The organism is Pseudomonas sp. zfem004 (genome assembly GCF_032621715.1).
GTDB lineage: Bacteria > Pseudomonadota > Gammaproteobacteria > Pseudomonadales > Pseudomonadaceae > Aquipseudomonas > Aquipseudomonas sichuanensis.
Genome location: NZ_JAVYJF010000002.1, coordinates 111,612 through 125,332, shown reverse-complemented (window position 1 = coordinate 125,332; position 13,721 = coordinate 111,612). Strand labels below are relative to the sequence as shown.

Below are 13,721 nucleotides of genomic sequence, written 5' to 3'. Positions count from 1 at the left end.
CCCGCGCCCGGCCGCTGCGCCACATTTTGGCGCAGCGCTTGTCATCTACCGGTTGTCGGCTGTCGTTACCGGTAGGGTCGTTGTCGGTGACACTCAAGTCTGTCGCATCTGGGCAAGCTACCCAGCAGTGCTACCGAATTGCTCAGCCGATTCACCCGCAGGCGCTGGCGCGCCTGTTTGCGTTTAGGTCTACGCTCGATCCAGAGCCCGCTGCACGCCGCTTGTCGAGGTCGTTTTTGGGTTTTATTGGATGAGCGTTCAATTTCAGGCATGCCATTTGCGTTGAGATTGGCAAAGCCCCTGCATACGAAACGGGGCCATTACAAGAACAGTGCTCGCCTGAGGCACACCCTGCATTGTGTGAGGAGAAATCGCGATGACGTCGTACACCTCCGGGACCCCAACCCAGAACCGCACAGCACCCCAGTCCATTGGTTTTCTCCTGTTGGACAACTTCACCCTCATTTCCCTGGCGTCGGCAGTCGAACCGCTGCGCATGGCCAACCAGCTGTCCGGCCGTGAGCTGTACCGCTGGCACACCCTGACCGCCGACGGTGGCCAGGTGTGGGCCAGCGATGGCCTGCAGATCACCCCCGACGCCGCCATGCACAGCGCCCCGCCGATCGACACCGTGATCGTCTGCGGCGGCGTGGGCATCCAGCGCACCGTCACCCGTGAGCACGTCACCTGGCTGCAGGCCCAGGCCCGCCAGTCGCGCCGCCTCGGTGCGGTGTGCACCGGCAGCTGGGCGCTGGCCTGTGCCGGCCTGCTCGATGGTTTTGATTGCAGCGTGCACTGGGAATGCCTGGCCGCGATGCAGGAAGCCTACCCGCGGGTGAACATGAGCACCCGCCTGTTCACCCTCGACCGCAACCGCTTCACCAGCTCCGGCGGCACCGCGCCGCTGGACATGATGCTGCACCTGATCAGCCGCGATCACGGCCGCGAACTGTCGGCGGCGATTTCCGAGATGTTCGTCTACGAGCGCATCCGCAACGAACAGGACCACCAGCGCGTGCCGCTCAAGCACATGCTCGGCACCAACCAGCCGAAGCTGCAGGAAATCGTCGCGCTGATGGAAGCCAACCTGGAAGAGCCGATCGACCTCGACGAACTGGCGGTGTACGTGGCGGTGTCGCGGCGCCAGCTCGAGCGCCTGTTCCAGAAGTACCTGCACTGCTCGCCGTCGCGCTATTACCTCAAGCTGCGCCTGATTCGCGCACGGCAGTTGCTCAAGCAGACGCCGATGTCGATCATCGAGGTGGCCTCGGTGTGCGGCTTCGTTTCCACCCCGCACTTCTCCAAGTGCTACCGCGAGTACTTCGGCATTCCGCCGCGTGACGAGCGTGTGGGCTCCAACACCACCCAGCAGGTGGCGATGATGCCGATCCCGCAGGCCATGGCGCTGTCGCCGCACAGCGGCCCGCTGGCCGCCCTGAGCCAGGCGCGCAACGAGTCGACCTTCGCCAGCGTCAGGCTCTGATACCGCGTCGCTTTTTTCGCGGGTAAACCCGCTCCCACAGGTACTGCACCCTCTTCAAGAGCGATGCAGTACCTGTGGGAGCGGGTTTACCCGCGAAGAGGGCCTAAACGACAACATCGATCCTTCTGTTGATAATGATTCTCGACAACAGGTAACATCGCCGCCCCCGAAAGCACCCTGGCATACCACCCCGTGGCGGACGACAAACTGCAGCTCTACCTGGCCCACCGCCCGGCACTGGTTGATTACGCCACGCCCATCGTCGGCTGCCGCGCCCGCGCCGAGGATGTGGTGCAGGAAGCCTGGCTGCGCTTCAGCCGCCAGCCAGGCGATGCCGACATCCGCCACCCCGCCAGCTACCTCTACCGCATTGTGCGCAACCTGGCCCTAGACCAGACCCGCCGCACGGCCACGGAAAAGGCCCAGCCCGGCGGTGACGAGATCCTCGCCGAACTGCCCGCCAACGACGCTTCGCCCGAGCAGGCGGTCAGCCAGCAGAACGAGCTCGCCGCCATCAGTCGCGCCCTCGAAGCGCTGCCACTGCGTACCCGCACTGCCTTCGAAATGCACCGCCTCGGCGGTTTCACCCTGCAGCAGGTGGCCAGCCATCTGGACGTCTCGGTCAGCCTGGTGCACCAGCTGGTGCGCGATGCCCTGCGCCATTGCCTGGAGCAGCTGGAGGACGACCTGTGAAAAAACTTCAGGCTGCCGCGTCTTTTGCTCAACGGGCCGACTCTGTGCGACCCTTCGCGCCCCCGAGCCCCCAGGAGACTTGCCGGACATGACGCCCGCAGACCTCACCGCCAGCCGCCGCGAGCAGGCGCTGGACTGGCTCCTGCGCCTGCAGCAGGCCCCGCATGACCTGCCCCTGCGCGAGCAGTTCGAGCAGTGGCTGGCCGACGATGTCGGCAACCCCGAGGCCTACCGCAAGGCCGAGCGGCTGTGGCGGCTCAGCGGCCAGCTGGCGCCGGCGACCGCCGAGCTATGGCCTGCCAAGGCCGAGGTGGTCAGCCTGCCGGTACGGCGCAAAACCTCGCGGCGCTGGTGGCTGGGCGCCGCCGTGGCCGCTTGCCTGATGCTGGCCGTGGCCCCCACTCTCACCTTGCGCCTGCAGGCCGACTACCGCACAGCCCTGGGTGAAACCCGCGACATCACCCTGGCCGACGGCAGCGTGGTGCAACTGGACAGCGACACCGCCATCGCCGTGGACTATGCCGGCGATCACCGCGACGTGCACCTGCTGGCTGGCCAGGCGTTCTTCGAAGTGATGCCCGACAAGGGCAAGCCGTTTCACGTGCGCGCCGAAGGGGTGCGGGTGACGGTCACCGGCACCGCCTTCAATGTCGAGTCGAGGCCGGGCAGGGTGGGTGTGGATGTGCAGCATGGTTCGGTGCGGGTCGAGGACTCGGCCCGCGTGCTGGCTGCCGCGCTGACCGCCGGGCAACGCCTGCGCTACCTCGACGGCCAGGCCCAGGTGAGCACATTTGCGCCTTCGCAAACCGCGGCCTGGCGCCAGGGCCAATTGATCGCCGATGACCAGCCAGTGGCCGAGCTGGTGCGCGAGCTGGCGCACTACCTGCCGGGCAAGGTGCTGCTGCGCGACGACGCGCTGGGCGGCAAGCGCGTGACCGGCGTGTATGACCTGCGCAAGCCCGAAGTGGCCTTGCGTGCGGTGGTCCGGCCCCATGGCGGCGAGGTGCGCAGCTTTGGGCCGTGGCTACTGGTGCTGAGCAAGCCTTGAAACCGCCGGCCCTGACGCACGCCCTGTAGGAGCGGCCTTGTGCCGCGAAAGGGCTGCGAAGCAGCCCCAGGATCTCGGCTTCATGCGAAATAACCAGGGCCGCTTCGCAGCCCTTTCCGGCCGGTCCGGCGCCCCGGCAAGGCCGCTTCTACAACGGCCGATCTGCCCCGCCATAAAACTTTTTTCACAGTTTTCTGAAAAACCACTGAACTGCCCCGTCTTATCCCCCGCGCGCAACAACTGATATCGATTCGTATTCAATTTTGCAGCCCGGCGACTGCCGGGGCGGGGACGTGGGATGACTGAAATTACAAGCCGAAAGCCGCGCCAGGCGCGGGGTTGGTCGTTGCGCCTGACGAAAATCGCCGGTGCGGGCCTGCTCGGGCTTTGCTGCGCCGCAGCCGTTGCACCTGTTCACGCTGAAGATGAAACACCGCGGGCAGTGCTGGCCCAGGTCCATTCATTCGACATCCCCGCGCAGAAGCTGGCGATTGCCTTGATCAACTTTGGCCAGCAGAGCGGCCTGCAGGTAACGGTCGACCCCGACCTGCTGGAAAACCTGCACTCCACCGCCATCAGTGGCCAGCTCAGCAGCGAGGCGGCGCTGGCGCAGCTGCTGCAGGGCACTGGCATCACCTGGGACTACGAATACGGCGCCCTGTCCTTTCGCCTGCTGCAGGCCGACGCTGGCGCCATCGAACTGCACAACACCCTGATCCTCGGCGACACCGAGGAGAACAGCTTCATGGGCGCCACGGTGATCGACCGCAAGGCCATCCAGGCTTTCCCCGGTGCCAACGGCGACATCACCACGATGCTGCAGATGCACCCCAACGTGCAGTTCAGCACGGACCAGAAAAGCTCCAACACCCCCGGCGAGATCGACCCGGCCGACATCAGCATCAACGGCGCCAAGTTCTACCAGAACAACTTCATGATCGACGGCATCTCGATCAACAACGACCTCGACCCCGGCGCCCACGGCTACAACGAGACCCGCCAGTTCGACTCCTCGCCCAGCCGCTCCCACGGCATCGCCCTTGACGCCGACCTGCTCGAAGAGATCAAGGTCTACGACAGCAACGTGCCGGTGGAGTACGGCGGCTTCAACGGTGGCGTGGTCGACGCCATCACCCGGCGCCCGAGCCAGGACCTGCACGGCAAGATCTCCTACGCCATGAGCCGCTCGGAGTGGACCCGCTATCACATCAGCGGCGACGACCGGGAAAGCTTCGAGAACTCCTCCAGCGAGAAGAACCAGCCCGAGTTCAAGAAGACCACCCTGCGCGGCACCCTCGAAGGCCATTTCACCCAGGACTTCGGAGCGCTGCTCAACTTCTCGCAGAAGCGCTCGTACCTGCCGCTGCGCACCTACGCCAACGGTTACAACAGCCCCAACAACGACAACGAGCAGGAGCAGACCCGCGCCCTCGACAACTTTCTGCTCAAGACCTACTGGACGGTCAACGACCGCCTGAGCCTGGACGCCTCCATCGTCTACGCCCCGCAGGAGAACACCTACTTTCGCGAGGACGAGCGCAACTCCGGGTTCACCAACATCAACGGTGGCTGGCAGGGCTCGCTGAAGTCGGTCTACGAAGGCGACAGCGCGCGCTGGACCCAGCAGCTGGCGCTGACCAACCTGTATGCCTCGCGCGAGTCCGACAGTGACCAACTGATCAACTGGTACTGGTCCACCAGCAAGGACTGGGGCAACCCCGACCGCGCCACCGCCCGTAGCGGCGAGGGCGGCTATGGCGACCTGTACCAGACCCAGCGCGGTGTCGACTACAAGCTCAAGGCCGACTGGCAGACCTTCAACCTCGGCTCCTCGCTGCACACGGTAAGCACCGGCGTGGAGCTGGGCTATCAGCGCGCCACCTGGGAGCGTGAGGACGACGCCTTGTCGATCCCCACCTTCAGGCGCGACAACGGCACCACCTGCGGCAGCGATCCTTACTGCTCCATCGGCCGGCAGCTCAACAACCAGACCCGCCAATACGGTTCGGCGATGATGGTCTACGGTGCCGGCAAGCTGGACCTGCAGCAGAAGAAGTACGCCCTGTTCGCCCAGGACGAGATCGCCTACGGCAACCTCACCCTGCGCCCGGGCCTGCGCTTCGAGGGTGACGACTACATGGAGAAGAAGACCCTGGCGCCGCGTTTTGCCGGTGACTACGACTTCTTCGGCGACCGCAGCACCGTGCTGGTGTTCGGCGCCAACCGCTATTACGGGCGCAACCTGTTCAAGTACCGCCTCGCCGATGGCCGCCAGGCCTTCACCACGCGCTACACCCGCACCAACCAGGCGGCAGACTGGAAGTTCGCCAGCCGCAACCAGAACCTGAGCAACTTCAGGACCATGGACATCCCCTATGACGACGAGCTGATGCTCGGCCTCAACCAGCGCTGGTTCGACACCGAGTTCCAGCTCAAGTACATCAACCGCAAGGGCCATGACCAGATCTACCGCACCCGGCCGTACTACAACCTGGACGAGAAGGATGTACCGGTCGGCTACAGCAAGGACTATTTCACCTACCTGAACGCCGGCACCAGCGAGACCGAGAACCTCAGCCTGACCGTGACGCCCATGCAGCCGCTGCGCTTCAAGGGCACCAGCACCAGTGTGCAGTTGGCCCTGGACTGGTCGCGCAGCAAAGGCGCGCACGGCGCTACCTACGAGGCCGGTGTGGACCGCGAAGAGCTCGACAACGAGCCGGTGGTGTTCGACGGCAATCTGGTCGCCTACGAAGAGCTGCCGGCCAGTGACTTCAACCGGTCCTGGACCGCGCGCCTGGTGACCATCACCGACATCCCGCAGTGGAACCTCGCGGTCAGCAATTTCCTGCGCTATCGCGGCCCCTACGACCAGGTGGTCAAGGTCAGCCCCGACGCCGAAGTCGACGGCAAGACCTACAGCCGCTACGAAACCGTCGCCACCGCCGGCGCGCCGACCTGGGACATGCGCCTGGCCTGGGACATTCCCACCGGCAAGGAGCAGGCGTTCTTCGTCAACGTCGACATCACCAACGTCACCGACCAGGTCAACAAGATCGCCAGCCGCGAGTCGGTCAACGTGGTCACCTACGAGGTTGGCCGCCAGTACTGGCTGGAAGTCGGCTACCGCTTCTGACCGCCCACACGACAAGAGATGCCCTGATGAAAAAGCTCCTCGCCGGCCTGCTTGGCCCGCTGCTGCTCGGCGCCTGCGCGTCGCTGCCCGAACCTGACGCGCCGCTGCCCTGGGACAGCGGGGTGGTCCACGGCCAACTGGCCAACGGCCTGGCCTACCGCCTGGTGCGCGACACCTCGCAGGCCAATCGGCTGGACCTGCGCCTGACGGTCAAAGCCGGCTCCGTGGACGAAGCCGACGACCAGGTCGGCGTGGCGCACATGGTCGAGCACCTGGCCTTCCACAGCCGCGCCGGCGGCCAGCACAACCTGCGCCAGCGCATGACCGAACTGGGCTGGGTGCAGGGGCGCAACTTCAATGCCGTGACCAACTACGAACGCACCCAGTACCTGATCGGCCCGCCGGCCGGCGTGCGCCAGGCCCCGCAAGCCTTACAGGCCCTGGCCGACCTGGTGTTCGCCCGCGACTACACGGCGGCGGACCTGGAGCGTGAGCGGCCGATCGTCATCGAGGAGTGGCGCGGCGGACTGGGCGTGGCCCAGCGCATGAACGAGCAACGCACCGCTTCGCAGCGGGTCGGCTCGGCCTACCCCGGGCACCGCACCATCGGCAACGAGGCGGCCATCCGTTCGGCCAGCCTGGAAAGCCTCAAGGCCTACCAGGCGCGTTGGTACCTGCCCAACAACATGGTGCTGTCGGCAGTGGGCGACTTCGACCCGCAGCAGCTCAAGGCACAGATCGAGCAGGCGTTCGGTGACGCCAAGGCGGGTGATGTGCCCAGTCGGTCGCAGCGCGAACTGCCGCTGGATGACAAGCTCAAGGTATTCCGCCTGCAGGACCCGCAATCGGGCAGCAACCAGGTAGCGCTGCTGCTGCGTCTGCATGAACCGGACAGTCGCGGCACCACCCATGCCGCCCTGCGCGAACGCTTGATCGACCGCATGGCCCTGGCCGCCCTGGTCGACAGCCTGCGCCGCCAGCCCCGCGATGCCGCCGTGCGCAGCCTGACCGCGCAGAAGACCCTGATCGGCGAGCACTCCACGGTGCTGGGCATCGCGGCCGGCGTCGAGGGCCAGGCCCACACCCAGGCGCTGCAAGCCTTGCTGACCGAAATCGAGCGCCTGCGCCAGCACGGCCTGGGCAAGGCTGACCTTGCGCGTGAGCGTGCGCATATCCGCAACCTGGCGAAAAAGACCCTGGCCAACCAGGCCCCACGCACCTTCGAACAGTGGGTGGAGCAACTGAACAATGCCGCCGTGCAGGATCGCCCGCTGACCGATCGCGTGGCGGCCACCCGGCGCTACCAGGAGGTGCTGGGCAGTATCAGCCTGCGCGACCTCAACGCCCGCCTGAGGCTGTGGTTGGCCAGCCCCGACCGGGTATTGCAGATCAGTGCCCCGGGCACCTCGGCGGTGGCGTTGCCCAGCGCCGCCCAAGTGCAGGCGCAGCAACTGGCGCTGGCCGAACGCTCGCTGCAGGCCCCGGTGCGCAAGGCACCGGTCGTACCCGCCAAGCCTGCACTCACGCTGGCGACCGCGCCGGCAGCCGCCAGCATTATCGAGCGCAAGGCGTTTCCCGCCCAGCAGGTCGAGCACTGGCGCCTGAGTAACGGCGACCGCCTGGTCTGGCTCAAACGTGCCGGCCCCGACGGCAAGGCCGTGCTGCAGGCTGAATCTTCCGCCGGCTACCGCGTTGCCGATGCGCCGGCCTGGCGCTTGCAGATGGCCGCCCAGCTGGCCGTGCGCAGCGGCACCGTCGGCATGGCCCCGCAGGCCCTGGCCGACTGGCGCCAGACACAACGTGCAACGCTGAGCTTCGACCAGCAACCCCAGCGCCTGCAGCTGAGCCTGGGCGTACCGCCCGAGCAACTGCAGGCGATGTTGCAGAGCTACCGCGTCAGCCAGCTGGCGAGCATCGACCCGGCGCTGTTTGCCGACTCCCGCGACGAACTGCTGCAACGTATGCGCAGCCGCCCCGATGACGTGCGCAGCCGCCAGGAGGCCGCACAGCGCCAGCTCAAGTACGGCGCCGACCACTGGCAGGCGCCGGCGATTGGCGAGGTCGAAGCCCTGACCGTCAAGCAACTGGATGCCGACTGGCTACGCCTGGCCAGTGCGCCGGTGACCTACTACCTGATGGCCGACGTGCCTGCCGAGCGGCTGCAACTGCTGGTGCGCCAACTGCTGGCGACCATCCCCCGCAACGCGCTGCCTGTAGACAGCCAGTTCGCCCTGCAGCAGCCCGGCCAGCGCCGCGCCGACCTGGCCATTGCCCTGGAGCCGCGGGCGGTAGTGCAGGCCAGCAGCTACCACGAGCAGCCCTGGAGCCCGGACGCCGCCGTGCGTGTGGCGGTGCTGCGCGACCTGGCCAACCAGCGCCTCAAGGCGCAGCTGCGCGGTGAGGCCTCGGGCGTGTACCGGCTGAGTTTCGACAGTGAGTTGAACCCCGACACCCAGCGCGTCGAAAGCAGCCTGACGTTCACCTGCGACCCGGCGCGGGTCGATGAACTGTGGACCATGGCCCAGCGCACCCTGGCCAGCCTTGAGGTCGATGAAGCCTGGGTGGTGAGCGAGCGCCGCGAGCTGTTGCGCCAGGAAAGCAAACGCCGCGACGATGCCCAGACCCAGTTCAAGCGCCTGGTGCTCAGCGACCGCCGCTGGCAGGATCCGCGCTACCTGCAGACCCAGGCACAGCTGCCCGAGGCACTGACCCAGGCCGAGCTGCAGCAGCAGGCACGGCAGCTGTTCCCGCGCGCCAACCAGGTACAACTGCGCCTGCTGCCATCGGTCGCTGCACAGGAGCAGGCCCGTTGAACACCCTGCGCATCTTCTATCGCCTGTGCCGGCCGTTCTGGCGCGACCGTGGCCAGTGGATGGCCTGGCTGATGCTCGCTGCGGTGATCGGCCTGGGCTTGCTGGTGGTGCAGATCAATGTGCTGATCAACAGCTGGAGCAAGACCTTCTACGACACCCTTACCGCGTTCGACACCAGCGCGCTGTACGGGCTGGTGGGCCAGTACGCGCTGTACCTCGGCGCCTACGTGCTGATCTTCGTGTTGCTCGACTACATCCGCAAAGGCCTGGTGCTGCGCTGGCGCCAGGCGATGACCGGGCGCCTGGTCGATGCCTGGCTGGCCGACCAGGCGTTCTATCGCCTGGGCTTGAGCGGTGAGCCGGACAACCCCGACCAGCGCATCGCCCAGGACGTCGAGGTGATGGTCGACCTGTCCATCGAACTGGTGGCCTCGCTGGTGATCAACCTGGCCCAGGTCGGCGCGTTCGTGGTGATCCTGTGGAACCTCTCGGGGGTGCAGACCTTCAACCTGTTCGGTGAAACCTGGACCGTGCACGGTTATCTGGTGTGGATAGTGCTGGCCTACACCTTGTGCGGCAGCGTGTTGACCCATGTGATCGGCAGGCCGCTGCACCGCCTGAACTACGAGCGCGAACACCGCGAGGCCGACTTTCGCGCGAGCCTCTTGCGCAAGCGCGACCATGCCGAGCAGATCGCCCTGTACCGCGGCGAAGCCGTCGAGCGCCAGCAGCTGGCGCAGCGCTTTTCCGCTATCGCGCAGAACTGGCGACAACTGATGGGGCGCGAACGCGACCTGAGCCTGTTCACCGTCGCCTACCAGCGCCTGAGCCTGATCATCCCGGTGTTCGCCGCCTTGCCGGCGTTCATGGCCAAGGCCATCACCCTGGGCGGGCTGATGCAGATCCGCAGTGCCTTCAACGCGGTGCACGATTCGCTGAGCTGGTTCATCAAGCTCTACAACAAGCTGGTGCGCTGGAGCGCGGCGCTGGAGCGGCTCGACCAGTTCGAACAGGCCATCGCCGCCGCACGCCGGCAACTCGGCACGGCGCCGCGCGGCGAATGCCTGTGCACGCGCAACCTGACCCTGTGCCGGCCGGACGGCAGCGTGATGCTCGCCGGGCTGCACCTTCAGGCGCAGCCCGGTCACTGGCTACGTCTGGCCGGGCGTAGCGGGCTGGGCAAGTCGACCTTGCTGCGTACCTTGCAGGGGTTGTGGCCGTATTGCCAGGGCGACTGGCAACTGCCGCCGGGGCGCAGCCTGTTGTTGCCGCAAAAGCCTTATATGCCGCGCATGCGCTTGCGCGACCTGCTGGCTTATCCACAGCTGGACAGCTTCGCCGACTGCCGCTTGATCGATGCGTTGGGCAAGGTAGGTCTGGCCGCGCTGGCTGGGTGCCTGGACGACGAGCAGGAGTGGGAACGGGTGTTATCCGGTGGCGAGCAGCAGCGGCTGAGCTTGGCGCGGGCCTTGTTGTACCGGCCCGAGACGCTGTACTTGGATGAATCCACCAGCCAGCTGGACATGGCCAGTGCCAAGGCGCTGTTGCAGATGCTCAAGGGTGAACTGCCGGCCTGTACGGTGGTGGGGGTGACCCATCATGAAGGGGTGGCGGGGTTGTTCGATCGCACGCTCGAGCTGGCGAAGGTGCCGGAGGCGGTGTGAGCCTCGCGATAAGTCGGGGCTCTGACACCGCGTCGCCTTTTTCGCGGGTAAACCCGCTCCCACAGGTGCTGCATCGTTCTTGAAGAGGGTGCAGTACTTGTGGGAGCGGGTTTACCCGCGAAAAGGCCAATGAAAATTGGAAGTCAGGCGCGCTTGCTGTACTGCGCCAGTGCTGGCAGCAACTGCTTGTCGATGGCCTGGCGCACCGCCGGGAGAATAGTCGCGCTGCCGGTGTACATCTGCTCGACCATGCCCTTGAGCGCGCGCGCATTGGGTTCGGTCAGCCCGCGCACCACTACCTCGCAGGCCTGCTCGGCGCTGGCACCGGCCGGAATGTCGAAGCCCCGCGAGCGCAATTGGCCCAGCAGGTCGTCCTGATCAATCAGATCCGCATGCATCATGGCTGTTGTCCTCTGCTGCTGTTGTTTGCGACCGATTCTGTGTCGCCTGCGACAACCCGGCAAGGGCAGATTGTCGCGATGGCTGCTTTGGCTAAGAACAGGTCGTTTACGGCTAAATCGCGACACCGGGAAGCCAGCACACTGAAGTCATTCACGGCATTGAGGGTTTGGTCACCCTCGCTCTCGCACAGTGGATGTTGCTCGCTCTTGGCCCCGCAAGCTCACGGCTTTGCGGGGTTGTTTTTTTGGGGCTGCACAACGCCTTTTCGGTTATGCAACTGGGAACTCTGTGAGGCGACGGGGCTGTGTGAGTTTTGCTCTGCTACGGGAAACCAAACCTCGTAGGATCAGGGCATATGCGTAAGCTATTCAGTTTGATAATACCGGCAGGCACCGCCCTGCTCCTGTCGACAGCCTGTTCGGCAACACCACCACCGGCAGTCTCCATTGCCAGTGCGACGCCACAGCTATTCATGCTTGAGCCCACACCCGATCGCGACACACTGAAACGATCGGCGGATGGTCATCTGGCCCGCGTGCTGGCCGATCCGGCCAGTCAGGAAGTGACATTCATCAAGTTGAGCTCTGCGCTTGTCAACGGCCAGACCCATGACTTGGCGGTGACGATGCCCAATGGCAAGACTGCTCAGTTTCACTTGCGGGATTTCAGCACCATCACGGCCGGCATCGAGGGCTGGGTCGGTTACAAGCCATCAAATTGGAAATCGGCCCATGCATCGTCGTCGGCAGCGGAAATCGATATCGACCCGTTGTACTACCTGTCGCTTGCGCGGGAAGGGGATACGGTTGTCGGCAGCGTCATCGTCGACGGCCAGCGCTACCGGATAGATGACCTCGGCGCTGGCAAGCAGGTTCTGATCAAGGTCGACGAGTCGCAGTTGCCGCAAGGCGCCGAGCCATTGCAGGCGAATGTGGCTGGATCTGTCGATGACACCCCCGGCAAAGCTCCCAGTTCAGCCAACAGTGTTCTGCGCGTGCTGTTCTTGGTGACGAACCAACGAAAAGCTGCCACTCCAACATATAGGCTCGTGTTGGCTAACGCGCTCAATGATGCCAACCAGTACATGATCAACAGTGATGCCGGTATCACTTTCGAGTTGGCCGGGTTCTATGATGGGGAGTATGACGAGACAGGCAGAAGCTATACCCAGCAACTGAATGACATCCGTCTGGCTCAGCCATTTGCGGGAGAAGTGCTCAAGCGGCGGGAAGCTCTGGGTGCGCACCTCGTGTCAATGTATTCAACGGCACGTCAAAATTGTGGGATGGCTTGGCTCACTGCCTCCAAGGCTCAAGCACACTCGGTCATTTCGTGCCCAGCTTCCCTCGCACACGAGCTTGGCCATAATTTGGGCGTGAGTCACGGATGGACGGAAGGTGACGCACAGCGCAAACCACCCTATATGCATGGTTACCGTCACAATACGGCACCTACGTTTCGGACCATCATGACCGGCACCGCAGGCGCAATCCCGTTTTTTTCCAATCCTCGCTTGCAATACCAAGGGGTTCCGATGGGAACCACCAATCATCACGACGCCGCCCGGCGTTTCAACGAACGCAGGGAAACTGTCGAGAACTTCTACCCGCCTGCGATGGAGTTCACGCTGTACGAGCATGAGAACTATGAAGGGCGTTCTTGCACGATCGTGAATGTTGGATCGAAATCGTCTTCGGTATTGGCAAACTGTGGCCCTGGCTGGAATGACATGGTTTCTTCGGTGAAAATCCGAGGTTTCGTGCCAGGTGCGCGTGCAACACTCGAGAGCGGGGGTGAGACGCTTATCTGGAGCAAAGGGAATGCCGGGTATACCGGTGAATTGAATATCCCTTCGATGGATAAGGCCCCGATACTACCCCCTGGCATGGAACGAATCTGGGCGGGGCCTGCAAATGATCGCTTGCGGTTCGTGGGTAGCAGTTTCATGGGCCACTGAGCACGTTAGTGTCTCCCGTTGTTCAGATGAGCTGAACAACGGGTATCCCTCACGCCGGAAGGTTTATGGTCCTGCCAACATGCCTCGGTAGTACTTCCTCTTTCTGTTGATCGACGATGTTCTGCAAGCAGGTGATGGTGCCTTGCCCGAACGGCGCCGACTTCGGCCCCGCCAGGTCCACATGCAGCAGCATCTGCTCACTGGCTGCCAGCGCCTCGTCGAACCCCGCCCGGTGCAGGCTGTGGTACAGGTGCAGGCGCTTCTTGTCGAAGCCGATGATCTGCGTCTGCACCCACACCTCGGTATCGAGCTTCACCTCGTGCAGGTAGTTGATATGCGCCTCCAGGGTGAACAGCGAATGCCCGCTCTGGCCACGGGCGTCGGCGTCCAGGCCGATGCGCTCCATCAGCGCGTCGGTGGCGTAGCTGAAGATCAGCAGGTAATAGGCGTCGCGCAGGTGGCCGTTGTAGTCGACCCAGTCGGGCAGCACGGCTGTGCGATAGGTGGTCAGTGCGGGCATCGTCG

General features: G+C 64.6%; 9 protein-coding genes. 7 read left to right on the top strand and 2 right to left on the bottom strand.

Going from position 1 to position 13,721, the window contains the following annotated elements:
• The first annotated feature begins 376 nt into the window (after nucleotides 1-376).
• From RTH46_RS02750 to RTH46_RS02725, 6 genes are all read left to right on the top strand, one after another.
• Nucleotides 377-1,483, top strand: a complete 1,107-nt coding sequence (locus RTH46_RS02750) for a GlxA family transcriptional regulator (protein ID WP_110992254.1) — start codon at nucleotides 377-379, stop codon at nucleotides 1,481-1,483.
• Between the two features lie 192 nt (nucleotides 1,484-1,675).
• Nucleotides 1,676-2,176 carry a sigma-70 family RNA polymerase sigma factor gene (locus RTH46_RS02745; RefSeq protein ID WP_279846204.1) on the top strand — a complete coding sequence of 167 codons (501 nt, stop codon included), beginning with the start codon at nucleotides 1,676-1,678 and terminating at the stop codon, nucleotides 2,174-2,176.
• Between the two features lie 88 nt (nucleotides 2,177-2,264).
• Nucleotides 2,265-3,224, top strand: a complete 960-nt coding sequence (locus RTH46_RS02740; RefSeq protein ID WP_316905005.1) for a FecR family protein — start codon at nucleotides 2,265-2,267, stop codon at nucleotides 3,222-3,224.
• Nucleotides 3,225-3,522: 298 nt separating this feature from the next.
• Nucleotides 3,523-6,360: a TonB-dependent receptor plug domain-containing protein gene (locus tag RTH46_RS02735; protein ID WP_316905004.1), complete on the top strand. Its 2,838-nt coding sequence runs from the start codon at nucleotides 3,523-3,525 to the stop codon at nucleotides 6,358-6,360.
• A 26-nt stretch (nucleotides 6,361-6,386) separates the two neighbouring features.
• Nucleotides 6,387-9,173 carry a M16 family metallopeptidase gene (locus RTH46_RS02730; protein WP_316905003.1) on the top strand — a complete coding sequence of 929 codons (2,787 nt, stop codon included), beginning with the start codon at nucleotides 6,387-6,389 and terminating at the stop codon, nucleotides 9,171-9,173.
• Nucleotides 9,170-10,837: an ABC transporter ATP-binding protein/permease gene (locus tag RTH46_RS02725; RefSeq protein WP_316905002.1), complete on the top strand. Its 1,668-nt coding sequence runs from the start codon at nucleotides 9,170-9,172 to the stop codon at nucleotides 10,835-10,837. Before RTH46_RS02730 ends, RTH46_RS02725 begins: the two co-directional genes overlap by 4 nt.
• Nucleotides 10,838-10,980: 143 nt before the next feature.
• Here the strand turns inward: RTH46_RS02725 and RTH46_RS02720 are convergent, their stop codons facing one another.
• Nucleotides 10,981-11,238, bottom strand: coding sequence for a hypothetical protein (locus tag RTH46_RS02720; protein ID WP_125462261.1), 258 nt, complete (start codon nucleotides 11,236-11,238; stop codon nucleotides 10,981-10,983).
• 356 nt (nucleotides 11,239-11,594) lie between these two features.
• Between RTH46_RS02720 and RTH46_RS02715 the strand changes: the two genes are divergently transcribed.
• Nucleotides 11,595-13,196, top strand: a complete 1,602-nt coding sequence (locus RTH46_RS02715) for a reprolysin-like metallopeptidase (RefSeq protein WP_316905001.1) — start codon at nucleotides 11,595-11,597, stop codon at nucleotides 13,194-13,196.
• A gap of 49 nt (nucleotides 13,197-13,245) precedes the next feature.
• Here the strand turns inward: RTH46_RS02715 and RTH46_RS02710 are convergent, their stop codons facing one another.
• On the bottom strand, nucleotides 13,246-13,716 hold the full coding sequence (locus RTH46_RS02710) for a thioesterase family protein (RefSeq protein ID WP_316905000.1): 471 nt from the start codon (nucleotides 13,714-13,716) through the stop codon (nucleotides 13,246-13,248).
• Nucleotides 13,717-13,721: the final 5 nt, after the last annotated feature.

Excerpts from the sequence above, each read along its gene's own strand:
- RTH46_RS02715 (WP_316905001.1), top strand. The coding sequence starts at position 11,595 with ATGCGTAAGCTATTCAGTTTGATAATACCGGCAGGCACCGCCCTGCTC.
- RTH46_RS02710 (WP_316905000.1), bottom strand. The coding sequence starts at position 13,716 with ATGCCCGCACTGACCACCTATCGCACAGCCGTGCTGCCCGACTGGGTC.
- RTH46_RS02740 (WP_316905005.1), top strand. The coding sequence starts at position 2,265 with ATGACGCCCGCAGACCTCACCGCCAGCCGCCGCGAGCAGGCGCTGGAC.
- RTH46_RS02750 (WP_110992254.1), top strand. The coding sequence starts at position 377 with ATGACGTCGTACACCTCCGGGACCCCAACCCAGAACCGCACAGCACCC.
- RTH46_RS02735 (WP_316905004.1), top strand. The coding sequence starts at position 3,523 with ATGACTGAAATTACAAGCCGAAAGCCGCGCCAGGCGCGGGGTTGGTCG.
- RTH46_RS02720 (WP_125462261.1), bottom strand. The coding sequence starts at position 11,238 with ATGATGCATGCGGATCTGATTGATCAGGACGACCTGCTGGGCCAATTG.
- RTH46_RS02730 (WP_316905003.1), top strand. The coding sequence starts at position 6,387 with ATGAAAAAGCTCCTCGCCGGCCTGCTTGGCCCGCTGCTGCTCGGCGCC.